We start from the raw sequence: 26,186 nt of genomic DNA, 5'->3' as shown, positions 1-26,186 counted from the left end.
TCAGATGCGGTTGTAGAACCGGTCCAGCGCCTCTTTTGACGCGCTCTTGAACGAGGGCGCGTCCTTGGCGGATTCGCGCGTGACGAGATCGACGCCGCGCTGCACCGCTTCGCGCGCGCCGACGCGCGCGCGCCACTCCGCCAGCGCCGGAAAATCATCCGCCACCAGCCCGTGTTTCTCCAGATAGGTCGCCCAGGGATAGGTCGCGATATCGGCCACCGAATAGGCGTCGCCGCCCAGCCACGGCGAACGGCTCATCCGCTCATCGAGCACGCGGTAAAGCCGCGCCGCCTCACGCTGGTAACGGCTCTTGGAATAGTCATTGTCCTTGGGCGCCGCGAACAGGAAGTGGTTGAGCTGGCCCAGCATCGGGCCAAGGCTGCACGTCTGCCACATCAGCCATTGCAGCGCGTCGGCGCGCGCCTTGCCGGCGGGGGGCAGCAAGCGCCCCCCTTTTTCCGCGAGATAGATCAGGATCGCACCCGATTCGAACACGCTCACCGGCCCGTCCGGTGTGTCATGGTCGACAAGCACCGGCACCTTGCTGTTGGGGGACATCGCCACGAAGTCCGGTTCGAACTGCTGGCCGTTGATCACCTCGACATGGTGGAAGCGGTACGGTAGGCCGAGCTCCTCCAGCATGATGGCGATCTTGTGAACATTGGGACTCCCCATCCCATACAGGTCGATCATTCCGAACGCTCTCCTCAGGCCTCAACCAGTTCCGCCGGGCGCTCGGTGCCGTAAGTGACAACCGTGCCGTTGACGCGCTTCTGGAAGGTTTCGGCCTCCGCCCGCGGGTTGTAGAACTGGCGATACCAGATCCGCACCTTGCCGTAAGGTCCGTCGGCGGGAATTTGCATCGGGTTGAAACAGGCTTCCTTGTTCGACCAGATGTCGACATCCTGCGCAAAGGCATCGAAGCTCGTCTTCTGATAGGCGCGCGCGGTCGCCACGCGTTCTTCCTGCGGCGCGTCGAAGGGCAGCTTCACCATCAGCGCATGCCACACCTGCACGCGCCCGTCCTCGATCGGCGTGTGCGCGATCAGCATGTGCGAAGGGTGCGCGCCGTACATCTTGGCCTGCAGGATCGACGGGCCCTCATACCAGGTGTCGAGCGACAGCACCTCGGCGCCGTTGCCGGTCAGCGTGCGGTGCCCCGCGTCAAAGCGCTGGACGCAGACATGGTCCTCGAAGCTGTTGTCGAAATAGACGAGGTCGCGGCTGCCATGGATTGGCGTCATATGGCCGAAATCGGCCATGTTATCGACGATCTCGAGCGGGTGGAGGTCGAGGATGCCGAAATCGTCCATCACCCAGCGGACCCAGCCTTCCTCTTCCTTGTCCCAGCAGTCAAAGGCGGGCAGGTCGTGCGTCGGTGCGCCGTCTTCGGGGTCGTGCCACATCCAGATCGCGCCCGCGCGCTCGATGACCGTATAGGTCTTGAGGCAGGCGGCCTTGGGGATGAAGTCGGGCGAATAGGGAATGTCGTCGCACTGGCCGGTTTCGTTGAAGCGCCAGCCATGGAAGGGGCACCGGATCGCCTCGCCTTCGACGCGCTCATTGTCGCGGACGATATACGAGGTGTTGTTGCGCCCCAGATGCGCGCCCATATGCGGGCAATAGGCGTGGACGAGGTGCGCCTTGCCGCTCGCGCCGCGGTAAAACACCATGTCCTTGCCGAAAAAATGCACCGTGGTCGGCTCCGCACCCATTTTGGATGCATCGCCGATCATGAACCAGCCACGAGGAAAAATGTGGCTGCCGAGCTTGTAATCCTGCGTTCCCGCCATGTCAGGCCTCTCCGATCGCTGTGTTTTCGTTGGGTGCAGGATCGTCCTGCCGGCGCTGTCGAACAAGACCGCACATCGCCCAGCATATGTGCATTTTTGCACGTGACCTTATGGGCCGATGCGCTAGTCTCGCGCGCCATGGTCGATTGGGACAATCTCAGGATATTCCTCACTGCGGTGCGCGCAGGGAATTATACGGCGGCGGCGCGGCGGCTGCGGATCGATCGCACCACGGTCGGCCGCCGGCTCGAACGGCTCGAACATCAGCTCGGCGTCTCGGTCTTTGAACAGGGGGAGGATGGCTATCACCCCACCCCGGCGGGCAAGCGCACGCTCGAGGTGGCCGATGAAATCGCCCGGCTGATGGAAGGGCTCGTCGCCGAACTTCGGGGCATGCCACAGGCGGCGGGGCGGCAGGTGCGCCTAGCGGTGGCCGCCGAACTCGGCTTCGAACTGATGCCCGATCTCGCGGCCTTTTCCGAAAGCCATCCGCATATCGATCTCGTCATCCAGTCCGCCGCCGATCCGGCGGACAATGTCCTGCGCCGCCGCAGCGATATCGGGTTAAGTCTGGGCACCCGCCAGCCCGATCATCTGCGCGCGCGGCGGCTCGGGCGGCTGCGCCAGGCGGGCTATGCGGCGCGCGATTATCTTGCGCTGCGGGGGGAGGGGCTGGCCCCGCAGGACTATGAATGGGTGCGTTTTTCGGGCTGGTCGCAGGCGCAGGCGCTGCGGCCCTGGGACGATATATTCTGCAACGATGTGCGCGTCGCCGCCTATGTCGACAGCTGGCAGGCGATGCGCCAGGCGGTCGATTGCGCGATGGGCGCGGCGTTCATCTGGACCTTCGTCCCCGAACGCTGCCCGCATCTGGTGGAGGTGGCGCCGGTCGATCCCGCGCTCGGCATCGATCTGTGGATCATCGCGCGCGATGACGTTCCGGTCGATGCCCCGGCCAAGGAACTCGTCGATTTCCTGGCCGCGCGGCTTCAGCCGATCTTTGGGGACGCGCCCGCGCTCACACCGTCAGCCGGTTTCCGCTGAACACGCAGATTTCGGGTACTTCCTCGGCATGGGCGTGGATATAGGCGCCGAAATTCTTGGCGCCGCGCGACAGGAAATGCGCGCGCACGGCGGCCTCGTCGCGCCAGAATTCGAGAAAGACCAGCCGGTGCTGGTCCTCGCAATCGACATGCACATTGCTGCCCAGACAGCCCGGCTCGCCGCGCATCCGCTCGCAATGTTCCAGGCTCTTGGCGAGCAGCTTGCCGAAACTGTCCGCGTTGCAGCGGATGGCGCCGGTCACGATGATCATCGCTCGCCTCCTTTCAGAAAGGGCATGGCAACGCTCTGCGGCACCCGGATCACCCGGCCGTTCAGCCGGTCGATGATCGCCCAGGTCGTCTTCGCGCGGACCTTCACCTTACCATCCTGTCCCTTGAATTCGACATGCCGGTCGAAGCGTGCCCCTTTCGGCCCGGCCGGGTCAACCCAGGTGCGTGCATTGATCGTCTCGCCGGGGCCGACATTGCCGAGATAATCAATCTCATGGCGCACCACGACCCAGATATAGGCGTCGATATCCGCCGCCTCGGCCACGGCCTGCCAGTGCGCCGTGGCCATGTCCTGTATCCAGCGCACCCACACCGCATTGTTCACATGGCCGAGCCCGTCGATATCGTCGGGCCCGGCGGTGATTGTCCGCTCGAAAGCCGGGGTCATTCGTCTCCCAATTGCCAGAGCACGAAGGCAAAGGCCTCGGCATCTTCCTCAAGGCTGTCGAAACGGCCCGATTTGCCGCCGTGCCCCGCGCCCATATTGGTTTTGAGCAGCAGGATATTGTCGTCGGTCTTGGTCGCGCGCAGCTTTGCGGCCCATTTGGCGGGCTCCCAATAGGTGACGCGCGGATCGTTGAGGCCGCCGGTGATCAGCATCGGCGGATAGTCCTTGGCGGCGACATTGTCGTAGGGCGAATAGGAACGGATCAGTTCGAACGCCGCCTTGTCGGTGATCGGATTGCCCCATTCGGGCCATTCGCCCGGCGTCAGCGGCAGGCTTTCATCGAGCATGGTGTTGAGCACGTCGACAAAGGGCACGTCCGCCACCACCGCGCCCCACAGTTCGGGGTCGGTATTGGCAACCACGCCCATCAGCTCGCCACCGGCCGATCCGCCATTGATCGCGATCCGGCCGGGGCGGGTGAACTTCTCCGCCACCAGCCCCTTCGCCACATCGGTGAAATCGGTGAAGGTGTTCCAGCGCTGCTCGGCCTTGCCCTGCAGATACCAGTTATAGCCAAGATCGTCGCCGCCGCGGATATGCGCGATCGCATAGGCCCAGCCGCGGTCGAGCAGCGACAGCCGCACCGTCGAAAAGCTCGGTGCGATGGCATGGCCATAGGCGCCGTAGGCATAGAGGAACAGCTTGCCGTTCCCGTCCTTCTCGAACCCCTTTTTGTACACCACCGAAACCGGCACGCGCGCACCGTCGCGCGCGGTGATCATCAGCCGCTCGGTCGCATATTGGCTGGCGTCATAGCCCGAGGGGATTTCCTGGACCTTGAGCACCGTCAGCGCCTCGGTCGCGGGATCGAACTCATAGGTGGTGCGCGGCGTCACCATCGACGAATAGCTCAGCCGGTAAACCTCGGGATCAAATTCGGGATTGGTCGAAAGCCCCGCCGAATAGCTCGCCTCGCCAAAGGGCACGCGGCGGGTTTCGCCGTCATAGGAGCGCAGCAGGATCTGATCGAGCCCGTCGACGCGCTCGGTGATGACAAGGTGGTTCTTAAAGCTCGATGCACCCGTCAGATACACATTGTCCGATCCGGGGATCACCGTGGTCCACACGCCCGGCGCGCTATGCTCGGCGCTGACGAGGCGGAAATTCACATGCTCGTCATTGGTCAGGATCCACAGCTTGCCATGCGCAGAATCGACCGAATATTCGTGCTTCTCGCGGCGCGCGGAAACCAGGATCGGCTCCGCTGTCGGGTCCGCTGCGGGGAGCAGGCGGATCTCGCTGGTCTGGTTGTCGCCCGTGGCGATCACGATCCAATGCTGGTCCTGCGTGTCGCCGACACCCACCTGGAAACCCGGATTTTCGGTTTCCTCATAGATCACCCGGTCGCCCGCCGGATCGGTACCCAGAATATGGTGCAGCGCGCGGTAGCTGCGCCATTGGTCGTTCACCTCGGTATAGACGAGGCTCTGCGAATCCGCGGCCCAGATCACGTCGCCGTTCACCACGCTGCTGATCGTCTCGATCTCGCGGCCGGTCGCGATCTCGCGCACCTTCAGCGTGTAGCGTTCGGCGCCGTTGGTGTCGGTGGCATAGGCGAGCAGACGGCCATCGGGGCTCACCTCGAGGATGCCGAGCTGGAAATAGTCCAGCCCCTTGGCCTCGCCGGGCTCGTCGAACAGGATCTCGTCCGCGCCGCCGGCCACGGGCTTGCGGTAATGGACCGGATATTGCGCACCGGTGGCATAGGCATACCAGTAGAGCCAGTCGCCGTCCTTTTGCGGCACGCTGGCATCGTCTTCCTTGATGCGCGCCTTCATTTCCTTGAACAGCGTGTCGACCAGCTTGCGGCGCGGCTTCATCGCGGCTTCGAAATAGGCGTTTTCCGCCTTTACGTAATCGAGCACATCGGTGTCGTTCACCTCGGGATAGCTCTGGTCCTTCAGCCAGAAATAGGGATCCGCGATGGTAACGCCGTGGCGGGTATATTCATGGGGACGCTGTTCTGCGCGCGGCGGCGCGGGGAGTTCGGTCATGGTATCTTTCTGTGCGGACAGGGAATTGGGACGCAGAAGCCCGATTGCGGCGTTCAAAATCTGGCGCATGGCGGCGCGTTCGCTCCCGGCTCAGGCTGGCATGGTTTCGGCCAAGCCCCTATGTTGATCCCCAGCACTAGAAATCAAGGAATACCCAATGTCCACCCATGAAGCACGCCTCCAGGCGCTGCGCGAACAACTGAAAGCCGATCGCCTCGACGGCTTCGTCGTGCCGATCTGCGACGAGCATATGAGCGAATATGTCGGCGCCTATGCGCAGCGTCTTGCCTGGCTCACCGGCTTTGAAGGGTCGGCGGGTTCGGCCGCGATCCTGCCCGAGGATGCGGCGATCTTCGTCGATGGCCGCTATACGCTGCAGGTGCGCGATCAGGTCGACGGCAATCTCTGGCAATATCAAAGCGTCCCGCAAACCAGCGTCGCCGAATGGCTGAGCCACAACGCGCCCCAGGGTGGGCGGATCGGCTATGATCCCTGGCTGCACACCAAGTCCTGGGTCGAACAGGCGAAAAAGGCGCTCGCCGAACGCGGCGCCGAACTGGTGGCGGTGGATACCAACCCCGTCGACAAGATCTGGCCCGACCAGCCCGAGCCGAGCAAGGCCAAGCTCGTCGTCCACCCTGAGGAACTGGCCGGGCGCAACGCGCACGACAAGCGCCAGGAGATTGCCGATTGGCTGCAGGAGAAGAATGCCGATGCGGTCGTGCTGTCGGCGCTCGATTCGATCGCATGGACCTTCAACATCCGCGGCAAGGATGTTGAGCGCACCCCTGTCGCGCTCGCTTATGCGGTGGTCCACAAGGACGGCACCGCCGATTTCTACGTCGCGCCCGAAAAAATGGCCGACGATGTCGCCAAGCATCTCGGCAATGCGGTGCGCGTGCATGACCGTGCGGCCTTTGCCCGCGATTTGGCGGCGCTGAAGGGCAAGCATGTCGTCGTCGATCCCGAACGCGCGGTCTCCGCGATCTTTGCGGGGCTCGAGGCGGCGGGCGCGATCGTCCACGCCATGCGCGAACCCGTGGTGCTCGCCAAGGCGATCAAGAACCCGGTCGAGATCGCCGGCCACCGCGCCGCGCAGGCGCGCGACGGTGCGGCGGTCAGCAAGTTTCTCCGCTGGCTGTCGGTCGCGGCGCCCAAGGGCGGCCAGACCGAGATTTCGGCGCAGGACAAGCTGCTCGCCTTTCGCGAGGAAACCGGCCTGCTTCAGGATCTGTCGTTCGACACGATCTCGGGCGCGGGGCCCAATGGCGCAATCTGCCATTACCGCGTGAGCGAGGAAAGCAATCTGCCGATCGAGATGAACTCGCTCTATCTCGTTGATTCGGGCGGGCAGTATCGCGACGGCACCACCGACATCACGCGCACCGTGCCCGTTGGTGAGCCGACGCAGGAAATGCGCGATCGCTTCACCCGCGTCCTCAAGGGGCATATCGCGCTGGCGCGTGCGCATTTTCCCGCCGGCACGCGCGGTGGCCAGCTCGATACGCTGGCGCGGCAATATCTCTGGGAAGTCGGGCTCGATTATGCGCACGGCACCGGGCATGGCGTCGGCAGCTTCCTGTCGGTCCATGAAGGGCCGCAGCGCATCGCCATGTCGGCGGGCGGCCAGGCGGGTACCGACGAACCGCTGCGTGCGGGCATGATCCTTTCCAACGAGCCCGGCTATTACAAGGCGGGCGAATACGGCATCCGGATCGAAAATCTGGTGCTCGTCGTCGAACGGGACATCCCCGGCGCCGAAAAGCCCGTGCTTGGTTTCGAGACGCTGACCTTCGTGCCGATCGAACGCCGCCTCATTGATGTCTCGATGCTGTCGCCCGCCGAACGCCAATGGGTCGACGCGTATCACGCCAAGGTGGTCGACATCGTCGGCCCGCAACTCGACGGCGACGACAAGGCATGGCTCACCGCGCAGTGCGCGCCGCTCTGATCGCCTGAACCCCCGTCGGTGCCCTGATCGGGCATCGGCGGTTCGAATCGCGCCTCCGCAGGGTCATCCGCGGGGGCGCGTGATTCGCCTTAGTCCTTTGATTCGGGCGTTTCCTTTTCGGCGGGCGTTGTTTCATCGCCACGCGCCTGCGCTTTGCGTCTTTTCAGATTTTGCCTCAACGCCTCTGCGAGCCGTTGGGCACGGGCTTCTTCCTGCTTGCTCATGAATTTTTTCCAAGCAGATCGCAGAAAAGTGCGCAACCCGCCTTGACGGGGGCCGGTTCATTGGCCATAGGCGCGCTCCTGTTCGCAGTTGCTGAACATGCTGCCGTAGCTCAGTGGTAGAGCGCATCCTTGGTAAGGCTGAGGTCGTGAGTTCAATCCTCACCGGCAGCACCATTCTCCCAGAAAATCGGAAGATGGAAAACGCCCTTCGGGGCGGGCCCTCGGGCCCGCACTGAAGCGGGCGTCAGAGCGCGTAGGCGCGCATGATGATGTCGACGCTATCCTCGATATCGTGGCGCAGCTCTTCCTCGCTCGTGCGCTCGACAAGGCCCAGAACCAGTCCCTGATGTACGCCCGACATGCACAGCGCGATGATCCGGCGCGCCAGCCGTTCGGGATCGTCGCGGCGGATGCGCCCGGCATCCATCCATTGTTCCAGATAGCGTCCGAGCATCTGATAGGTCAGGCGCGGTGCGCGTTCGTAGAAAATCCGTCCCACTTCGGGAAAGCGGATTGTTTCCGCCTCGACCAGCCGGTGCAGCGCCAGCGCCTCGGGTGAATTCACCTTTTCCAGAAAGCCCTCGCAAAAGCGCGTGAGCGTGGCGCGGATATCGCCGCAGGATTCTAGCAGGTCGGACAGCTTCTGTCGGTACGCCGCGGTCTCATTGTCGAGCACCGCCTCGAACAAGGCTTCTTTGGACGGGAAATAGCTCCACAGCGTGCCTTTCGATCCGCCCAGTTCGGCGGCGATCGCCGACATCGACGTCGCCGCATATCCCTTTTGCAGGAACGACGCGGCAGCCAGTTTCAGAATTGTCGCGCTTTTGTCCTGCTTGCGCGCGGCCCGTGCAGTGATGGGGGTAGGGGACATAGCCGTACTATAGAGTACGGTTTTGGATTGACAAGCTTGTCTCCGAGGTTCAGTGGCGCCGTACTCATTGGTACGGTTTTTCAAAATGCGTATGATTCTTTCCCGTTATTCCGCGATGGCGGTCTTGCTTGCGGGCACCGCGCTCGTGGCTGCGTGCGCGCCCGTGCCGCAGCTTGGCGCCCGTCCGGAACCGCGCGCCGCGCAAAGCATCGCCTCGGCCACCAGCCTCGCCTCCGAACAGGGTAATTGGCCCGCCACCGACTGGTGGTCGGCATATGGCGATCCCCAGCTTTCGGCGCTGATTGCCGAGGGGCTGGCCAGCGCGCCCGATCTCGCCGCTGCGGCTGCGCGGCTGCGCAAGGCCGCGGCCTATGCCGATCAGGCGGGTGCCGCGCAGCTGCCAAGCCTTGTCGCCGAGGCCGCGGGCGGCTGGGACAAGCAGAGCTATAATAACGGCATTCCCGCGCAGTTCGTCCCCAGGGGCTGGAATGACGGCGGCCGCGCCGCGCTCAACCTGTCCTTTGATCCCGATCTTTGGGGCCGCAACCGCGCCGCCACCGCCGCCGCCACGTCCGAGGCGGAGGCCGCCGCGATCGAGCTCGCCCAGGCCCGGCTCGTGCTGTCGACCAACATCGCCGCCGCCTATACCGATCTCGCGCGCCTCCATGCCGAACGCGACGTGCTCGAATCCGCGCTCGCCGTGCGCAGCAAGACCTTCCGGCTCGTCAGCAATCGCTACGCCACCGGGCTCGATACCCAGGCCGAGGTGAAGCAAGCCGAATCCGCCGTGCCCGCCGCGCGCGCCGATCTCGCCGCGAATGAAGAGGCGATCGCCCTCACGCGAAACCGCATCGCCGCGCTGCTCGGCGCCGGGCCCGATCGCGGCCTGGCGATCACCCGCCCGGTCGCGCAGTCGCTCCAGCCGCATCTTCTGCCTGCCGATGCCACCACCGATCTGATCGGGCGCCGCCCCGACATCGCGGCGGCGCGCGCGCGGGTCGAGGCAGCGGCGAGCCGGATCAAGGTGGCGCGCGCCGATTTCTATCCCGCGATCAACCTTTCCGCGCTGATCGGCGTCCAGTCGCTCGGGCTCGACAATCTGTTCGACAGCGGATCGGCGATCGGCAGCGTCCGTCCTGCCATCACCCTGCCGATCTTCCAGGGCGGTGCGCTGCGCGCGCAATATAAGGGCGCGCGCGCCGATTATGACGCGGCGGTCGCCGGTTATGACCAGATCGTGGTCCAAGCGTATAACGAGGTCGCCGATGCGGTCACCAGCCGCCGCATGCTCGCCGTGCGTCTGGCGGATTCTGCGGAGGCGCTCAGCGCGGCCGAACAGGCGCACAGCGTGGCGCAGATGCGCTATGAAGGCGGCTTGTCGACCTTCCTCGATGTGCTGACCGCCGAAGACCGCGTGCTTCAGGCCCGCCGTGCGGTCGCCACCCTCCAGACGCGCGCCTTCACGCTCGACGTGGCGCTTGTGCGCGCCCTTGGCGGCGGGCTGACCGCCGCAAACCAGAATATGTCCAAGGATGAAACCCATGGCTGAAGCCGATCCCCGTACCCTCGAGGCCGCAGAGTCGGTTGACGCACCCGCCCATCCCGAACGCAAGGCGCTCCGCAAGAAGCTGCTCACCGGCTTTGCCGGGCTGCTCCTTGTCGCTGGCGTCGGCTTTGGCGGCTATCATCTGCTCATCGGGCGCAACTATGTCAGCACCGACAACGCCTATGTGAATGCCGAAACCGCGCAGATCACGCCGCTCGTCGCCGGGCAGGTGATCGATGTGCCCGTGTCCGACACGCATGTCGTCAAGCGCGGCGACGTGCTCCTTAGGCTCGATGACAGCGATGCGCGCATCGCGCTTGCTGAGGCCGAGGCCGATCTCGCCCGGGCACGGCGTCAGTTCGGGCAGACGAGCGCGAACAGCGGCGCGCTCTCGGCACAGGTCGATGCGCGCAACGCCGATATCGCCCGCGCCGAAGCGCAGCTCGCCTCGGCCCGCGCCGATTTCGCCAAGGCGCAGGTCGATTTCGATCGCCGCGCCAAGCTGGCGCCCTCGGGCGCGGTTTCGGGCGATGAACTGACCAGCGCCACCAACGCGCTCGCCGCCGCGCGCGCCAATCTCAAGCTGGCCGAGGCCGGCTTGGCGCAGGCCGGGTCCACCCGCAGCGCCGCCGCCGGCAACCTCGCCGCGAACGACGCAATCATCGCGGGCACGACGGTGGAAACCAACCCCGATGTCCTCGCCGCCAAGGCGCGGGTGGACAAGGCCCGGCTCGATCTCGACCGCACCGTGGTGCGCGCGCCCGTCGACGGCGTCGTCACCCGCCGCCAGGTCCAGCTCGGCCAGCGCGTCGCGCCCGGCGCGGTCGTGATGATGGTCGTCCCGATCGGCCAGGTCTATGTCGATGCGAACTTCAAGGAAGGCCAGCTGCAGAACGTCAAGGTCGGCCAGCCGGTCGAGCTGGTCTCCGATCTCTACGGCTCGGGTGTCGTCTACAAAGGCAAGGTCATCGGCTTTTCGGGCGGCACCGGATCGTCCTTCGCGCTCATCCCCGCGCAGAACGCGACGGGCAACTGGGTGAAGGTGGTCCAGCGCCTGCCCGTGCGGATTGCGCTTGAGCCCCAGCAGCTCAAGGAGCATCCGCTGCGCGTCGGCCTCTCGATGGAAGCCGAAATCGACATTTCCGGCCGCTGACGGGAAATCGCATGTCTGCCAAAGCCGAGATCTCCGCGCCACTGACCGGCGCGGCGCTGGTGATCGCCTGCATCGTGCTCGCGATCACCAACTTCATGGTGGTGCTCGATACGACGATCGCCAACGTCTCCGTGCCGCATATCGCGGGCGGGCTCGGCATTTCGTCGAGCCAGGGCACCTGGGTCATCACCTCCTATGCCGTGGCGGAGGCGGTCTCCGTCCCGCTTACCGGCTGGCTGGCCCAGCGCTTCGGCGCGGTGCGTACCTTCGCCTTCGGCATGATCGGCTTTGGCGTCTTCTCCTTCCTATGCGGGGTGTCGACCACGCTTGGCATGCTCGTCGCCTGCCGCGTCGGGCAGGGGCTGTGCGGCGGCCCGCTGATGCCGCTGTCGCAAACGCTGCTGCTGCGCATCTTCCCCAAGGAAAAACACGCCCAGGCGATGGGCATCTGGGCGATGACCACGGTCACCGCGCCGATCCTCGGCCCCATTCTGGGCGGTGTGATCAGCGACAACTGGTCGTGGCACTGGATCTTCTTCATCAACATTCCCGTGGCGCTTGGCTGCGCCGCCGGTGCGATGTTCGTGCTCAAGCGTATCGAAACCCCCACGCGTAGCGTCCCGATCGATACGATCGGGCTCGCGCTGATGCTGCTGTGGATTTCGGCGCTCCAGATCATGCTCGATCTCGGCCGCGAACATGACTGGTTCTCTGATCCGTTCATTCTCGGGCTCGCGATCGTCGCGGCGGTCGGCTTCATCGCCTTCATCATCTGGGAACTGACCGAGGATAATCCGATCGTCGATCTCCGGGTGTTCCGGCACAGGGGCTTTTCCGCCGCGGTGCTCACAACCTCGCTGGCCTTTGGCACCTTCTTCTCGACCATCGTCATCATCCCGCTCTGGCTGCAGGGCGCGCAGGGCTATACCGCCACCTGGTCGGGCTATGTGATGGCGTTCATGGGCGTGGCGGCGGTGTTCATGTCGCCGATCGTCGCCAAGATGCTTGGCCGCTTCGATGCGCGCGCGCTCGTCTGCTTCGGGGTGTTGTGGCTTGGCCTTACCTCGCTGATGCGCGCGGCCTGGCCCAGCGATGCCGATTTCTGGACGCTCTCGCTGCCCCAGCTTGTGCAGGGGTTCGGCATGCCGTTCTTCTTCGTCGCGGTGACGACGCTGGCGCTCGGCGCGGTCGATCCCGACGAAACCGCCTCGGCCGCCGGGTTGATGAGCTTCCTGCGCACCATGTCGGCGGCGATCGGCACCTCGATCGTCACCACCAGCTGGGACAATAGCGCACGGGTCACGCAGAGCGATCTGGTCGGCAGTCTCAACACCGCGCCGGTGCTCGACAGCATGGCGGGGCAAGGCTTCTCGCTCGAACAGACCCGCCAGCTCATCTCCAACCTGGTGGAACAGCAGGCGACCGCGATCGCGACGACCCACATCTTCGCGCTCGCGGCGTGCATCTTCGCCTTTGCCGCACTCGTCATCTGGCTTGCCCCGCGCCCGCGCAAGGATGTGGATACCAGCGCTGCACATTGATTGACATTTGGGGGGCTGGTGCCGCCCCCCATCTTCCCTATCCTGCACGGCGATGGGGGGAGGAATGACCGAATTGGTGGCCAACAGACCCTTGGGCACGAAGGGCGCCTATGTGCCCGTGATCCTGCTGGGCGCGCTCATCTGCTGCGTCTCGCTTGTCGGAATTTACAGCCGGCCGCTGGGGTTTCTCGCGGCGATATGGCCCGCCAATGCCGTGCTTCTCGGCCTGCTCGTGATGCGGCCGTCGTTGGCGGGGCCGGCCGGTTGGTTCGCCGCCATCGCCGGCTATCTGCTCGCCGGGCAATTGGCTGGCGATACGCTTGCCAAAAATCTATGGCTCACCACCGCCAATATCAGCGGCGTCGCGGTCGGCTACGGGTTGTTCCGGTTGCTCGACCGCGAGCATCGGCGCCTGCGTACCCCATCGGGCGTGCTGCAGCTTTTCCTGATTGTCATGATCGCGTCTGCATCCGCAGCCGTCACGGGTAGCGCGGTGGCGCCGGCGCTCTTCCAGCGTGCCGAACTGAACGGCATTCCGCTCTGGTTCACCAGCGAACTCACCAATTATATGATCATGTTGCCCGTCATGCTGACGGTGCCGGATCATTGGCGGCAAAGCACGGTGCATGAGGTGCTTGGCGCACTTGTCACCCGCCCCCGGCGACTGTTGCCGGGGGCGGCACTTTGCCTTTCCTTCCTGATGACGGTCGTCATCGGGGGGCCGGGTTCGATTGGTTTCGCCGTCCCCGCGCTGCTCTGGTGCTCGCTCAGCTACAGCCTGCCACTCACGGCGCTTCTCGTCTCGCTCTATTGCCTGGCGATGATGAGCATCGAGGCCATTGGTCTGGTCTTCCCGATCGACACCTATGATTTTGTCGATGGCATCGTGTCCTTCCGGCTGGGCGTTGCGCTGCTTGCACTCGGGCCGCTCACGGTCGCCAGCATCACCGCCTCACAGCGCGCGCTGCTCGAACGTCTCGATCATGTCGCCACCACCGATGGCCTGACCGGTATCCTCGCGCGCCGCGCCTTTCTGGAACGGGGGGCGGCGGCGCTCGCGCGCTGGCGCAGCACGGGGCGGATCGGCGTGGCGCTGCTCATGATCGACATCGATCATTTCAAGGCGATCAACGACCATCATGGCCATGCGATGGGGGATGAGACGCTGGTCGCCGTCACCCGGCGCATTCGCGACACGCTGCGCGCCGATGATGCGTTCGGCCGGCTGGGCGGCGAGGAGTTTGCCGTGCTGCTGCTCGATATCCGGGCGGAGGACGCGGCCGAACTCGCCCAGCAATGCCGCCGCGCGGTCGAGGCTCTGCCGCCGCTCTATCCTGATATGGATGGAACCACGATCAGCATCGGCATCGTCCACCGCACCGTTTTGCCCGAACAGGGGCTGGGGGCCTTGCTGCGGATGGCGGACACGGCGCTCTATCACGCCAAACATGCGGGCCGGAACCGGGTCGTCGTCTATAAGGGCTGACCGGCCCGCACAACGTCAGGCGCGGGCGGACACCTCATGCGGAATCAGCCCCAGCCGCTCGCGCCGGGCCCAGCGCCGCACCATCAGCACCGAAACCACGGCCAGCCCGCTCGCCAGCCCCAGCCAGATGCCGACGCCGTTCATGCCGAGCGGGAAGGCGAGCACGGTGCCCACGCCGATCCCGATCACCCAGTAACCGATCCCGGCATAGATCATCGGCACGCGCGTATCCTGAAGCCCGCGCAAAATGCCCGCGCCCACCACCTGCGCGCCGTCGACGATCTGGAACAGCGCCGCCACCGCGAGGAACGACACGGCCAGTGCAATCACCTGCGCATTGGCGGCGTCGCTTGTGTCGAGGAAAATGCCGATCAGCAGCTTTGGCGCGACGAGCATCAGCACGGCGGTCAGCGTCATGAACCCGACGCCCATTATAAGCGCGATCCACCCTGCGCGCTTGATCAGCATCGGATCGCGCCGCCCATGGCCCAGCCCCACGCGCACCGTGCCCGCCTGCGCGATGCCCAGCGGCACCATGAAGGTGAAGGCGGCGATCTGGATCGCGATCGCGTGCGCGGCGAGCGAGGGCTTGTCGATCAGCCCCATCAGGAACACCGCCGCGTTGAACACCGTCGCCTCGAACGCCATCGTGATCGCGATCGGCAGCCCGATCCGCCACACCGCGCGGTACCGCGGCCAGTCGGGCACCCAGAAGCGGCCGAACAGCTGATAGCGCCGGAAAGTGCGGTCGAAGGACACCACCGCGACCATGCCGAGGAACATGAACAGGCCGGACAAGGAACTGGCGAGCCCCGCGCCGAACAGGCCGAGCGCGGGCGCGCCGAACTTGCCGAAAATGAGGATCCACGCCGCCAGCGCGTTGAAGCCGACCGTGGCGGCCACGACCACCAGGCCCCAGAGCGGGCGTTCCAGCGCCGAGATATAGTTGCGCAGCGCCAGGTGCATCAAAAAGGGCAGCAGCGCCCATTGCAGCCCGTGCAGGAAGGTGCCGGCATTGGCGGCGAGCACCGGGTCCTGCCCCATGGCGATCAGGATGCGCTCGCCATTCCACAGCACCGCCCAGATTGGCAGGCAGATCGTCGCCGCCGCCCACATCGTCTGGCGCACCGTCCGGCGGATGTCGCGCACCGAATGCAGCCGGCGTCCGCGTTCGCTCGCGATCAACGGCGCCGCCGCGGTCATCAGCCCCATGCCGAAAATCAGAAAGGCGTTGTACAGGTTCACGCCCAGCGCCCCGGCGGCCAGCGCGTCGGCGCCCAGCCGGCCGATCAGGATCAGGTCGGTCGCGTGGATCGCCGCCCAGGCGAGGTTGCCCAGAATCAGCGGCAGCGCAAGCATCAGCGTCGTGCGCGCCTCCTGCTGCCAGGCGGCACGATCTTCCATTCCAAAACGCGTGAACATTAATACTCCCGGGGGCCGCGCAACGGGCGCGGGGGCGCTAGCTATGCCAGCGACTCGGGACTTGGCAAATAGGCGTTTTGGGTCAGGCCAGCACGCCGGTGCAGTCCTTCAGCAGCTGGATCACCGCCTCGATCCGCGCCAGTCCGCGCGTATCGGCATGCGCCACCAGCCAGAAGCTGCGCAGGATCTGCCGGTCCTCGGCCAGGACGGGGATAAGCGTCGGGTCGCGGTCGCCGATAAAGGCGGGCAGCACGCCGATCCCCGCGCCCCCCGCGATCAGCCGGTGCTGGATGTTGATGCTCGTGCTGCGCAGCCGCGGCTCCAGCCCCGCGCCGATTTCGCCCAGATAATCGAGCTCGGGCGAATAGATGAATTCGGGGACATAGCCGATCAGGCTGTGCTCCTTGAGCGCCTCGATCCGCTGCGGCGTCCCGCGCGCCGCCAGATAGTCCGCCGCGCCGTACAGCTTCAGCCGGTAATTGCCGAGCTTGGTGGCCACCAGCCGCCCGGTGCGCGGGCGCGCCAGCATCACCGCCAGATCGGCCTCGCGCTTCGAGGGGTTGAGAAAGCCCGAGGCGGTGATGATGTCGAGCTGGATATCGGGATGGCTGCGGTGGAACGTCGGCAGCGCCGGGGCGAGGATCCAGGTCGCAAACCCCTCGGCCACGCTCAACCGCACCTGCCCGGCCAGGCTGCGCGAATCGCCGGTCACCTCGCCCAGCGCCGCCAGCGCCGCGCTTTCCATCGCCTCGGCGCGCGCGAACAGCGTCTGGCCATGCTCGGTCAGCTGGCGTTCGCCGCCGATCGTCTCGAACAATTGCGCTCCCAGCTGCTCGGAAAGCCGGGTCAGCCGCCGTCCGATCGTGGTCGGATCAATCCCCAGCTGGCGCGCCGCCGGGGCAATCCGCCGCGCGCGTGCCACGGTAAGGAAAAGGCGCAGGTCATCCCAATCGAACATCGCGGCAGATTGCTGCAAAAATGCATCATTGCAATGCAAGATTGTCCTATTGCATGCAAAATCACATTGGCGAACAATGGCCCTCACAGAATTTCCAGATCCTGGGAGAGGATGCCATAATGCGCCAGATCGCCCATAAGCTCGCCGTGCCGAACCCCACCGAAGTCGCCCGTTACGGCGATGTCTTCGATCCCAATACCGGGCAGATCCAGGCGCGTGTCGCGCTCGGCGATCAGGCGGTGCTTGATGCCGCCATCGCCGCCGCACAAAAGGCGCAGCCCGCCTGGGCCGCCACCAACCCGCAGCGCCGCGCCCGCGTCATGTTCCGCTTCAAGGAGTTGGTCGAGGCGCATATGGACGAGCTGGCGCTCCTGCTCTCGTCCGAACATGGCAAGGTGATCGCCGATGCCAAGGGCGATATCCAGCGCGGGCTTGAAGTCATCGAATTCTGCTGCGGCATCCCGCATGCGCTGAAGGGTGAATATACCCAGGGCGCAGGGCCGGGGATCGACGTCTATTCGATGCGCCTGCCGCTCGGCATCGGTGCCGGCATCACCCCGTTCAATTTCCCGGCGATGATCCCGATGTGGATGTTCGGCGTCGCGATCGCGGTCGGCAACGCCTTCATCCTCAAGCCGTCCGAGCGCGATCCCTCGGTGCCCGTGCGCCTCGCCGAACTGATGCTCGAGGCGGGCGCGCCCGAAGGCATTCTCCAGGTCGTCCACGGCGACAAGGAAATGGTCGATGCGATCCTCGATCATCCCGCGATCTCGGCGGTCAGCTTTGTCGGCTCGTCGGATATCGCCCATTATGTCTATTCGCGCGGCGTCGCCGCCGGCAAGCGCGTCCAGGCGATGGGCGGCGCGAAGAACCACGGCATCGTCATGCCCGACGCCGATATCGATCAGGTCGTCAAGGATCTGACGGGCGCGGCTTATGGTTCGGCGGGCGAACGCTGCATGGCGCTCCCGGTCGTCGTCCCCGTCGGTGAAAAGACCGCGAACGAGCTGCGCGAGGCGCTGCTCCCCGCGATCGACGGTCTGCGGATCGGCGTGTCGACCGATGCCGACGCGCATTACGGCCCTGTCGTCAACGCCGCGCACAAGCAGCGCGTCGAAAACTGGATCCAGAAGGGCGTGGACGAAGGCGCCGAACTCGTCGTCGACGGCCGCGGCTTCACGCTGCAGGGGCATGAGGAAGGCTTCTTCATCGGCCCGTCGCTGTTCGATCACGTCAAGCCGACGATGGAAAGCTACAAGGAAGAGATTTTCGGCCCCGTGCTCCAGATCGTGCGCGCCGCCGATTTCGAGGAGGCACTGCGCCTTCCCAGCGAGCATCAGTACGGCAACGGCGTCGCCATCTTCACGCGCAACGGCCATGCCGCACGCGAATTTGCGGGCCGGGTCAATGTCGGCATGGTCGGCATCAACGTGCCGATCCCCGTGCCCGTCGCCTATCACAGCTTTGGCGGCTGGAAGCGTTCGGCCTTTGGCGACATCAACCAGCACGGCATGGAAGGCATCCGCTTCTGGACCAAGACCAAGACGGTCACCCAGCGCTGGCCCGACGGCTCGCCCGATGGCAGCAACGCCTTCGTCATTCCGACGATGGGATGAACGTGGCAGGGGCCGTCATGCTGACGAAAGTCAGCATCCATGAACATGGACGCTATCGGATGGGTTCGAAGCCGAAACCGATCGCGAGATCGGCCCATTCCGGATTGCCGCGCTCGATTAAGGCGACCTTCCAGTCTCGCCGCCACGCCTTGAGTTGTTTCTCGCGTGCGATGGCGGCAGGCATGTCGTCGAATTGTTCGAAGTGAACGAGGCGGTGGACGTGATAGGCTTTCGTAAAGCCACCCGTTGTGCCGTTCCGGTGTTGATGGAGCCGTTTGAGCAGATCGGACGTCACGCCAACATAAAGCGTTCCGTGTCGTCCGCTGCTCAGGATATAGACGAAGGGCAGGCGCTCCATTTTCTGACGATGCCGTGTTCATGGATGCTGAATCAAGTTCAGCATGACGATAGAGCGAGATGATGACCAACCAGTTCGACCTCACCGACGACCAGCGTGCCATTCAGGAAATGGCGCGCAAGTTCACCGCCGACGCGATCACCCCCTTCGCCGCCGAATGGGATGAAAAGCACATCTTCCCGCGCGAAACGATCAAGGCTGCCGCCGAGCTTGGCTTCGCCTCGATCTATGTGTCCGAGGAAATGGGCGGGATCGGCCTTGGCCGGCTCGAAGCCGCGCTGATCATGGAGGCGATGGCCTATGGCTGCCCGTCGACCAGCGCCTTCATCTCGATCCACAATATGGCGAGCTGGATGATCGACCGCTTCGGTGCGGCGGCGGTGAAGGAGAAATATCTCCCCCAGCTCGTCACGATGGACAAGATCGCCAGCTATTGCCTCACCGAACCCGGCTCGGGATCGGACGCGGCGGCATTGAAGACCAAGGCGGTGCGCGACGGCGATCATTATGTCGTCACCGGGTCCAAGGCGTTCATCTCGGGCGGTGGCGAGAACGAGATCTACGTCACCATGGTCCGCACGGGTGAGGAAGGCCCCAAGGGCATTTCGTGCCTCGTCATCGAAAAGGACATGCCCGGCGTCAGCTTCGGCGCGAACGAAAAGAAGCTCGGCTGGCATTCGCAGCCGACCGCGCAGGTCAATTTCGACGGCGTCCGTGTGCCCGTCGAAAATCTTGTCGGGGCCGAGGGGGAGGGCTTTCGCATCGCGATGATGGGGCTCGATGGCGGCCGCCTCAATATCGGCGCCTGTTCGCTGGGCGGCGCGCAGCGCTGCCTCGATGAAGCGATCGGCTATACCAAGGATCGCAAGCAGTTCGGCAAGGCCATCGCCGATTTCCAGAACACCCAGTTCATGCTCGCGGACATGGAAACCGAGCTTCAGGCCGCGCGTGCGCTGCTCTACATCGCGGCTGCCAAGGTCACCGCGAACGCGCCCGACAAGACCAAGTTCGCCGCCATGGCCAAGCGCCTTGCCACCGACACCGGATCGAAGGTCGTCAACGACGCGCTTCAGCTGCACGGCGGCTACGGCTTCCTGCAGGATTATCCGATCGAACGCTTCTGGCGCGATCTGCGCGTCCATTCCATCCTCGAAGGTACGAACCAGATCATGCGCATGATCGTGGGACGGGAGCTTACCCGCCAATGACCGACCAGATCCTCACCCGCACCGCAGGGCGCGCCGGCATCATCAGCCTCAACCGGCCCGGCGCCATCCACGCGCTCACCACCGATATGTGCGTCGCCATCCTCGCTGCGCTCGAAGAGTGGCGCGAGGATGACGAGGTCGAACTGCTCATGGTCGACCATGCCGAGGGGCGCGGTTTCTGCGCCGGCGGCGATATCCGCATGCTTGCTGAATCGGGCGCTGGCGACGGTGTCGAGGCGCGCCGCTTCTTCTTCACCGAATATCGGATGAACCACCGGCTGTTCACCTATGCCAAGCCCGTTGTCGCCTTCATGGATGGCATCACCATGGGCGGCGGCGTGGGCATTGCGCTCCCCTGCAAATATCGCGTCGCGACCGAAAATACCCGGTTCGCCATGCCCGAAACCGGGATCGGGCTGTTTCCCGATGTCGGCGGCGGCTGGTATCTGTCGCGCCTGCCCGGCCGGGTGGGGCAGTATCTCGCGCTCACCGGCGCACGGATCGACGGGGCCGAATGCCTCTCGCTCGGGCTCGCCACCCATTATCTGGCGTCTGAAGAGCTTGCGGCGGTAAAGGCCGAAATCGCCGCCGATCCGCAGCGCGCTTCGGAAATTCTGCGCGAACGCGCGGTCGCCGCGCCGCCCGCGCGGCTCGATGCGCACCGCGACGATATCGACCGGCTGTTCGCGTCGGACCGGCTCGAAGATATTCATGCCGATCTTGCGGCCGATGGCGGCGAATGGGCGCTGCAGCAGTTGGCGGTGCTCAAGACCAAGTCGCCCCAGACGATGAAGGTCTCGCTCCGCTTGCTCCGCGATGGCGCGAAAATGGCCGATTTCGGCGCCGAGATGCGGCAGGAATATGCCGTGGGCGCGCATGTCGTGCAGCGTCATGATTTCATCGAGGGCGTCCGCGCGGTGATTGTCGACAAGGACAATGCACCCAAATGGAACCCGGCCACCCCCGAAGAGGTCAGCGATCATCTGATCGATACGATCTTTGCGCCGCTTCCCGAAGCGGATGCCTGGACCCCGGCCTGAACCGGGGCTGCGGCCAATATCGGCTAGCGGGGTTGACCCGCGCGCCATGAAGGCGGACGGCGCAGGGCGCATGTGCAATTTCATGGCCCCTGTCGGGGCTCGATGACGAAAAGGACGAAGATGACCTACGAAACCCTGCTTGTCGAAACCCGCGGCCCGGTCACGCTGATCACGCTCAACCGCCCCCAGGCGCTCAACGCACTCAACAGCCAGGTGCTCGCCGATCTGATCGCCGCGCTCGAAGCGTTCGATGCCGACGATACCCAGGGCTGTGCGGTCATCACCGGCAGCGAAAAGGCGTTCGCGGCGGGCGCCGACATCAAGGAAATGGCCGACAAGGGCTTTGCCCATATGTTCGGCACCAATTTCTTCGCGGGCTATGACCGGGTCACCGCCACGCGCAAGCCGGTCATCGCGGCGGTCGCGGGCTTCGCGCTCGGCGGCGGGTGCGAAGTGGCGATGATGTGCGATTTCATCATCGCGGGCGACAATGCCAAGTTCGGCCAACCCGAAATCAAGCTGGGCGTGGCGCCCGGCATGGGCGGCTCGCAGCGCCTGACCCGCGCGGTGGGCAAGGCCAAGGCGATGGAAATGTGCCTCACAGGCCGGATGATGGACGCCGCCGAGGCCGAACGTGCGGGGCTCGTCTCGCGCATCGTGCCGGTCGCCGATCTGGTCGAGGATGCGGTGAAGACCGCGACCACCATCGCCGGAATGGCGCCGCTCGCGGTCAAGGCCAACAAGGAAATGGTCAACGCGGCGTTCGAAACCAATTTGCAGATGGGGGTCCAGTTCGAACGGCGCCTGTTCAACGGGTTGTTCGGCACCGAGGACCAGAAGGAAGGCATGGCCGCATTCGTCGAGAAGCGGCCGGGGAACTGGACTGGGCGTTAAGCGCCCCACGTCCGGTCGGAAACACAGCCGGGCCGCATCGCCGGCCCGGCATTCACGGCAGGAGAAGATCTGACATGGCACGCATCGCGTTTATCGGGCTTGGCAATATGGGCGGCGGCATGGCCGCCAATCTGGCCGCAAAGGGGCATGATGTTCGTGCCTTCGATCTGTCGACCGATGCGCTCGATCGTGCCGTGGCAGCCGGATGCCAGGCGGCGGCCAGCGCGGCCGAAGCGGTGGCGGGGGCCGATGCCGTCGTCACCATGCTGCCCGCCGGCCGTCATGTCGAACAGGTCTATGAAGGCGATGTCTTCGCCCATGCCGCGCCGGGCGCGCTGCTGCTCGATTGCTCGACCATCGATGTCGATACCGCGCGCCGCGTCGCGGCGGCGGCCGCCGCGCGCGGGCTCGCCGCGGTCGATGCACCGGTCTCGGGCGGCATCGCGGCGGCGGCGGGCGGCACGCTCACCTTCATGGTGGGCGGCGCCGACGATGCCTTTGCGCGCGCCGAACCGTTCCTTTCCGCCATGGGCAAGGCGGTGATCCATGCCGGCGGCAATGGTGCGGGGCAGGCCGCCAAGATCTGCAACAACATGCTCCTCGGCGCGTCGATGGTCGCCACCTGCGAGACGTTCAATCTGGCCAACAAGCTCGGTCTCGATGCGCAGACCTTCTTCGATATCGCCTCGCGCGCTTCGGGTCAGTGCTGGTCGATGACAAGTTACTGTCCGGTACCAGGTGTGGGTCCGGAAACCCCCGCCGATCACGATTATCAGGGCGGTTTCGCCACAGCGCTGATGCTCAAGGATCTGCGCCTTGCGATGGAAGCCGCGGGCAGCGTCTCGGCTGATGTGCCGATGGGGGAAAAGGCCGCCGAACTTTACCAGAAATTCGCCGATGACGGTGAGGGCGGCCGCGATTTTTCGGGCATCATCAAGATGCTCGAAGCCGGACGCGGCTAAGCCGGGTTCAGCGTTTGAAGCCCGGCCGCTTGTGATCGTGCACCGGGCGGAAACGATCGGCCACCACAAAGTCCGAACTGGGCGCAGGGGCGATCGCGGCGGGCGTCATCCGTGCATGCTCCGCCTCGATCCGCGCGTCGAACTGCACCCCGAAATTGGGCCCGCGCGTCCAGGCGACACGGCCGGTGACCAAGCCGACACCGGCCAGCAGCACATGTCCCCTTTGTCCCGGCGAAAGGGGTGGTTCGCTGATCCCGCCCATCCCGCCCGATGAAATGTTGCGGATGCGGATTTTCACCACCGTGCCGTTTTCCAGCGCGAGTTGGGCGATGAAAAGCCGCCCCGTACGCGGTTCGCGCACGGCGGGGGCCATCGCTCCGTCATCGGCAGACTGTGGATCGGAACACTCGTTCACGCGCGACCTTGTTGTTCGGCTCGTTTATATGCTCGTTATATATCGGTTTAGGATGTGCGTTGGCCGAAGACGAGCCATAATTTGTTACATTCCAACGATTGGTCGCATTCGGGCCAGCATCGTCCGGCGTTGACGGCGGTCGCGCCGCACCGCAAAGCATGGCGCCATGCGCTTTTTCTCGGATAATGCCGCCGCCGTCTGCCCGCCCGTCCTCGATGCGATGCTGGCCGCCAACACGCTCGACACCGCCTATAACGGCGATCGCTGGAGCGCGGCGCTCGACGCGCGCTTTTCCGAACTCTTCGAAACCCCGGTCAGCGTGCTCTGGGTGTCCACCGGCACGGCGGCCAATGCGCTGGCGCTCGCCGCGCTGTGCCCGCCGCATGGCGGCGTGATCTGTCATGATCAGGCACATATCCAGGTCGATGAATGCGGCGCCCCCGAATTCTTCACCCACGGGGCCAAGCTGATGCTGGCGGGCGGGGCGGCCGCGCGGCTGGAACCGGACACGGTACGGGGCCTGCTGGCGGGCATCCGCAACGACGTGCATCAGGTCCAGCCGCACGCGCTGTCGATCACCAACGCCACCGAATATGGCGCGGTCTATTCGCCTGATCAGGTGGCCGCGCTGGGCGCGATCGCCCGCGATCATGGCCTCGGCTTTCATATGGACGGTGCCCGCTTCGCCAATGCGGTGGCGCATCTCGGATGCAGCCCGGCGGACGTCACCTGGCGCGCGGGGGTGGATGCCCTCAGTTTCGGCTTCACCAAAAATGGCGGCATGAACGCCGAGGCGCTTGTGTTCTTCCGGCCCGATCTCGCCGTCGCCTCGCGCTATCGGCGCAAGCGCGCGGGGCACCTCTTGTCCAAGGGGCGCTATCTCGCGGCCCAGCTGCTGGCGATGCTGGACGATGACGTCTGGCTCGCCAATGCGCGCACCGCCAATGCCGGGGCGCAGCTATTGGCCAGGGCCGCCGGCGATCGGCTGGTCTATCCGGTCGAGGCCAATGAAGTGTTCCTGCGGCTGCGCGCGGACGAAGCCGCAAAGCTGCGCGCGCTCGGTTTCGATTTCTACGACTGGGGCGTTGGGGAGGCGCGGCTGGTGACCAGCTGGGATCAGGATGCCGCCGCCATCGCGCCGCTCGCCGATGCGATTGCCGCGCTGTGACTGCGGTATCCGAAAGCGGTGCCGGCCACCGCGGCGTCATCCTCGGCTTCATCGCGGTAACCTGCATCTGGGGCTCGACCTGGCTCGTCATCCGTGACCAATTGGGCGTGGTTCCGGCAAGCTGGTCGGTGGCCTATCGCTTCCTCATCGCCGGGCTCACCATGCTCGCCTTCGCGGTGGTGCGGCGGCATTCGCTCCGGCTCGACCGCGCGGGCTTCCTCTTCGCGCTCGGGCTCGGGCTGTCGCAGTTCGTGCTCAACTTCAACTTCGTCTACCGCGCGGAAATGTACATCACCTCGGGCATCGTCGCGGTGATCTACGCGCTGCTCGTGGTGCCCAATGCGCTCTTCGGCTTCCTCTTTCTGGGGCAAAGGGTGACGCGCGGTTTCATTGTCGGATCGGTCATCGCGCTGGTCGGGCTTGGCCTGCTCTTCGTTCACGAAGCCCATGCCGGCGCCGGCGGTGTTGAAACACTGGCGCTTGGGCTGGGGCTCTCGCTGTTGGGCGTGCTCAGTGCGTCGACCGCCAATGTCATGCAGGCCACCGAGCGGTCGCGGCGTTATCCCATGGCGTCGATGCTCGCCTGGGCGATGCTCATCGGCTCGTTGATCGACGCTGCCTATGCCTGGGCCACGGTCGGCCCGCCGGTTTTCGAGATGCGGCTCGGCTATGTCGCGGGGCTTTTCTATCTAGGCGTCGTCGCCTCGGCGGTCGCCTTCACGCTCTATTTCGGTATCATCCGCGAGATCGGACCCGCCAAGGCCGCCTATTCGAGCGTCCTCGTGCCGATCATCGCCATGCTCTTGTCCACGCTGTTCGAAGGCTATGACTGGTCGCTGCTCGCCGCCTCGGGCTGTGCGCTGGCGCTTGGCGGGCTTGTCGTGGCCATGAGGGCGCGAAGCCCCGCACGGTAATCGGGATAGGCGGGGTGCCAGCCAAGCTGTCGCTTGGCCCTGCCGTTCGCGACCCGGCGGCTCTCGCTGTAAAATGCGCGCGCAGGCTCCGACAGCCCGGCCTCTTCAAGCGTCTGCAGTGGGGGTGGGGCCACACCCAGCAGCGTGGCCGCATATTCGGTGACAATATGCCCCGGCGCCGGCTTATCGTCCGCCAAATTATAGACGCCGGCCGAGCCGTCGAACGACGCGATCACGCCGCTCGCAATGTCATCGACATGGATCCGGCTGAACATCTGCCCCTTGGCATCGATGCGGTGCGCTTTGCCTGTCCTAACGCGCTCCAGCGCCGATCGCCCCGGCCCATAGATACCCGGCAGGCGAAACACGCGAACATCGTCCCGAAGCGCCTGCCAGGCGATATCGGCGGCCGCGCGCGCCGATCGCCGGCCAAGGCCGATCGGCGCCGTCTCGTCCACCCATGCGCCGCGCGTGTCGCCATAAACACCTGTGGAGGAAAGATAGCCGATCCATCGCGCAGACGCGCCCCGCAGCGCATCGCCATAGACCTCGAGCACCGGATCGCCGTCCTCGCCCGGCGGCACGCTCGACAGGATATGCGTCGATGTCGCAATGGCGTGGCGTAAGGCCTCGGCATCATCGAAGCGCAGGCTGCCGTCCCGCCCATCGCGTGTGCAGCCGAACACCTCGCCGCCCGATTGCCGGACCGCCGCCGCGATATAGCCGCTGCTATAGCCGAGACCGAAAATGAAAAGGCGGACCATCATATACGCTCCCCATGCATGTCGCCGGGCATAGGGCTGCTTATGGTTCAGTCGCAAGGCGCGATGGAGGTATATGTGCCGCATCCGAGCCGGGTCTGATTGCGCCCTTGGGCGGCCCGGCGTAAG

At 65.2% G+C, this 26,186-nt stretch carries 25 protein-coding genes and 1 tRNA gene; 14 read left to right on the top strand and 12 right to left on the bottom strand.

Annotated features, from left to right (window positions below; all coding sequences use genetic code 11):
- Window positions 1-693, bottom strand: coding sequence for a glutathione S-transferase family protein (locus QYC26_RS06615; RefSeq protein WP_317514603.1), 693 nt, complete (start codon window positions 691-693; stop codon window positions 1-3).
- 14 nt (window positions 694-707) lie between these two features.
- Window positions 708-1,793, bottom strand: a complete 1,086-nt coding sequence (locus QYC26_RS06610) for a Rieske 2Fe-2S domain-containing protein (RefSeq protein WP_317514602.1) — start codon at window positions 1,791-1,793, stop codon at window positions 708-710.
- 102 nt (window positions 1,794-1,895) lie between these two features.
- Here QYC26_RS06610 and QYC26_RS06605 point away from each other — a divergent pair, with 102 nt between their 5' ends.
- Window positions 1,896-2,837: a LysR family transcriptional regulator gene (locus QYC26_RS06605; RefSeq protein WP_317515013.1), complete on the top strand. Its 942-nt coding sequence runs from the start codon at window positions 1,896-1,898 to the stop codon at window positions 2,835-2,837.
- Here the strand turns inward: QYC26_RS06605 and QYC26_RS06600 are convergent.
- Genes QYC26_RS06600 through QYC26_RS06590 form a run of 3 tightly spaced genes read right to left on the bottom strand, consistent with a single transcriptional unit; the run spans window position 2,812 to window position 5,569 of the window.
- Window positions 2,812-3,108: a putative quinol monooxygenase gene (locus tag QYC26_RS06600; RefSeq protein WP_317514601.1), complete on the bottom strand. Its 297-nt coding sequence runs from the start codon at window positions 3,106-3,108 to the stop codon at window positions 2,812-2,814. The two genes, QYC26_RS06605 and QYC26_RS06600, sit on opposite strands and share 26 nt — an antisense overlap.
- A complete protein-coding gene (locus QYC26_RS06595; RefSeq protein ID WP_317514600.1) occupies window positions 3,105-3,515 on the bottom strand; it encodes an acyl-CoA thioesterase in 411 nt (136 codons plus the stop codon). Before QYC26_RS06595 ends, QYC26_RS06600 begins: the two co-directional genes overlap by 4 nt.
- Complete coding sequence (locus QYC26_RS06590) at window positions 3,512-5,569, bottom strand: S9 family peptidase (RefSeq protein ID WP_317514599.1); 2,058 nt, start codon at window positions 5,567-5,569, stop codon at window positions 3,512-3,514. The genes QYC26_RS06595 and QYC26_RS06590 overlap by 4 nt, the downstream gene beginning before the upstream one ends.
- Window positions 5,570-5,726: 157 nt before the next feature.
- On the opposite strand from QYC26_RS06590, the gene QYC26_RS06585 reads away from it, so the two are divergent.
- Window positions 5,727-7,520: an aminopeptidase P family protein gene (locus QYC26_RS06585; RefSeq protein ID WP_317514598.1), complete on the top strand. Its 1,794-nt coding sequence runs from the start codon at window positions 5,727-5,729 to the stop codon at window positions 7,518-7,520.
- An 89-nt stretch (window positions 7,521-7,609) separates the two neighbouring features.
- On the opposite strand, the gene QYC26_RS06580 is transcribed toward QYC26_RS06585, so the two are convergent.
- Complete coding sequence (locus tag QYC26_RS06580) at window positions 7,610-7,744, bottom strand: hypothetical protein (protein WP_317514597.1); 135 nt, start codon at window positions 7,742-7,744, stop codon at window positions 7,610-7,612.
- 99 nt (window positions 7,745-7,843) lie between these two features.
- Here QYC26_RS06580 and QYC26_RS06575 point away from each other — a divergent pair.
- A tRNA-Thr gene (locus QYC26_RS06575) sits at window positions 7,844-7,918 on the top strand.
- A 70-nt stretch (window positions 7,919-7,988) separates the two neighbouring features.
- Here QYC26_RS06575 and QYC26_RS06570 read toward each other — a convergent pair.
- On the bottom strand, window positions 7,989-8,615 hold the full coding sequence (locus tag QYC26_RS06570; protein ID WP_317514596.1) for a TetR/AcrR family transcriptional regulator: 627 nt from the start codon (window positions 8,613-8,615) through the stop codon (window positions 7,989-7,991).
- Between the two features lie 85 nt (window positions 8,616-8,700).
- Here QYC26_RS06570 and QYC26_RS06565 point away from each other — a divergent pair, with 85 nt between their 5' ends.
- The 4 genes from QYC26_RS06565 to QYC26_RS06550 all read left to right on the top strand — a co-directional run bounded on the left by QYC26_RS06565 (window position 8,701) and on the right by QYC26_RS06550 (window position 14,341).
- Window positions 8,701-10,164: an efflux transporter outer membrane subunit gene (locus tag QYC26_RS06565; protein ID WP_411197632.1), complete on the top strand. Its 1,464-nt coding sequence runs from the start codon at window positions 8,701-8,703 to the stop codon at window positions 10,162-10,164.
- Window positions 10,157-11,314 (top strand): HlyD family efflux transporter periplasmic adaptor subunit, encoded by a 1,158-nt coding sequence (locus QYC26_RS06560; protein WP_317514595.1) that lies wholly within the window; start codon window positions 10,157-10,159, stop codon window positions 11,312-11,314. Before QYC26_RS06565 ends, QYC26_RS06560 begins: the two co-directional genes overlap by 8 nt.
- Before the next feature lie 11 nt (window positions 11,315-11,325).
- Complete coding sequence (locus tag QYC26_RS06555) at window positions 11,326-12,855, top strand: DHA2 family efflux MFS transporter permease subunit (protein WP_317514594.1); 1,530 nt, start codon at window positions 11,326-11,328, stop codon at window positions 12,853-12,855.
- Window positions 12,856-12,919: 64 nt separating this feature from the next.
- On the top strand, window positions 12,920-14,341 hold the full coding sequence (locus QYC26_RS06550) for a diguanylate cyclase (RefSeq protein ID WP_317514593.1): 1,422 nt from the start codon (window positions 12,920-12,922) through the stop codon (window positions 14,339-14,341).
- Between the two features lie 15 nt (window positions 14,342-14,356).
- Here QYC26_RS06550 and QYC26_RS06545 read toward each other — a convergent pair whose 3' ends face one another.
- Together QYC26_RS06545 and QYC26_RS06540 are read right to left on the bottom strand one after the other, a co-directional pair.
- The gene (locus QYC26_RS06545; protein ID WP_411197631.1) at window positions 14,357-15,763 is read right to left on the bottom strand and encodes an MATE family efflux transporter; all 1,407 of its coding nucleotides are present in this window, start codon (window positions 15,761-15,763) and stop codon (window positions 14,357-14,359) included.
- An 82-nt stretch (window positions 15,764-15,845) separates the two neighbouring features.
- Window positions 15,846-16,721 carry a LysR family transcriptional regulator gene (locus tag QYC26_RS06540; RefSeq protein WP_317515010.1) on the bottom strand — a complete coding sequence of 292 codons (876 nt, stop codon included), beginning with the start codon at window positions 16,719-16,721 and terminating at the stop codon, window positions 15,846-15,848.
- A gap of 119 nt (window positions 16,722-16,840) precedes the next feature.
- Here QYC26_RS06540 and QYC26_RS06535 point away from each other — a divergent pair, with 119 nt between their 5' ends.
- On the top strand, window positions 16,841-18,337 hold the full coding sequence (locus tag QYC26_RS06535; protein WP_317514592.1) for a CoA-acylating methylmalonate-semialdehyde dehydrogenase: 1,497 nt from the start codon (window positions 16,841-16,843) through the stop codon (window positions 18,335-18,337).
- Window positions 18,338-18,389: 52 nt separating this feature from the next.
- Here QYC26_RS06535 and QYC26_RS06530 read toward each other — a convergent pair whose 3' ends face one another.
- On the bottom strand, window positions 18,390-18,695 hold the full coding sequence (locus QYC26_RS06530) for a GIY-YIG nuclease family protein (RefSeq protein ID WP_317514591.1): 306 nt from the start codon (window positions 18,693-18,695) through the stop codon (window positions 18,390-18,392).
- A 62-nt stretch (window positions 18,696-18,757) separates the two neighbouring features.
- On the opposite strand from QYC26_RS06530, the gene QYC26_RS06525 reads away from it, so the two are divergent.
- The 4 genes from QYC26_RS06525 (at window position 18,758) to mmsB (ending at window position 22,799) form a co-directional block, all read left to right on the top strand.
- Window positions 18,758-19,903, top strand: a complete 1,146-nt coding sequence (locus tag QYC26_RS06525) for an acyl-CoA dehydrogenase family protein (RefSeq protein WP_317515009.1) — start codon at window positions 18,758-18,760, stop codon at window positions 19,901-19,903.
- Entirely contained in the window at window positions 19,900-20,943 is a 1,044-nt protein-coding gene (locus QYC26_RS06520; protein ID WP_317514590.1) for an enoyl-CoA hydratase/isomerase family protein, read from the top strand. The genes QYC26_RS06525 and QYC26_RS06520 overlap by 4 nt, the downstream gene beginning before the upstream one ends.
- 120 nt (window positions 20,944-21,063) lie before the next feature.
- On the top strand, window positions 21,064-21,837 hold the full coding sequence (locus tag QYC26_RS06515; RefSeq protein ID WP_317514589.1) for an enoyl-CoA hydratase: 774 nt from the start codon (window positions 21,064-21,066) through the stop codon (window positions 21,835-21,837).
- Window positions 21,838-21,911: 74 nt separating this feature from the next.
- The gene (mmsB, locus tag QYC26_RS06510; protein WP_317514588.1) at window positions 21,912-22,799 is read left to right on the top strand and encodes a 3-hydroxyisobutyrate dehydrogenase; all 888 of its coding nucleotides are present in this window, start codon (window positions 21,912-21,914) and stop codon (window positions 22,797-22,799) included.
- Between the two features lie 7 nt (window positions 22,800-22,806).
- On the opposite strand, the gene QYC26_RS06505 is transcribed toward mmsB, so the two are convergent.
- Window positions 22,807-23,214, bottom strand: a complete 408-nt coding sequence (locus QYC26_RS06505; protein WP_317514587.1) for a PilZ domain-containing protein — start codon at window positions 23,212-23,214, stop codon at window positions 22,807-22,809.
- Between the two features lie 166 nt (window positions 23,215-23,380).
- On the opposite strand from QYC26_RS06505, the gene QYC26_RS06500 reads away from it, so the two are divergent.
- Together QYC26_RS06500 and QYC26_RS06495 are read left to right on the top strand one after the other, a co-directional pair.
- Window positions 23,381-24,382: a threonine aldolase family protein gene (locus QYC26_RS06500; protein ID WP_317514586.1), complete on the top strand. Its 1,002-nt coding sequence runs from the start codon at window positions 23,381-23,383 to the stop codon at window positions 24,380-24,382.
- Window positions 24,379-25,296, top strand: coding sequence for a DMT family transporter (locus QYC26_RS06495; RefSeq protein WP_317514585.1), 918 nt, complete (start codon window positions 24,379-24,381; stop codon window positions 25,294-25,296). The genes QYC26_RS06500 and QYC26_RS06495 overlap by 4 nt, the downstream gene beginning before the upstream one ends.
- Here QYC26_RS06495 and QYC26_RS06490 read toward each other — a convergent pair.
- Window positions 25,206-26,060, bottom strand: a complete 855-nt coding sequence (locus QYC26_RS06490; protein WP_317515008.1) for an SDR family NAD(P)-dependent oxidoreductase — start codon at window positions 26,058-26,060, stop codon at window positions 25,206-25,208. The two genes, QYC26_RS06495 and QYC26_RS06490, sit on opposite strands and share 91 nt — an antisense overlap.
- Between the last annotated feature and the right edge of the window lie 126 nt (window positions 26,061-26,186).

Source organism: Sphingomonas sp. C3-2, from assembly GCF_033025475.1.
GTDB lineage: Bacteria > Pseudomonadota > Alphaproteobacteria > Sphingomonadales > Sphingomonadaceae > Sphingobium_A.
Note: the sequence above shows the minus strand (reverse complement) of the source record. Positions and strands in the feature narration are given on the sequence as shown.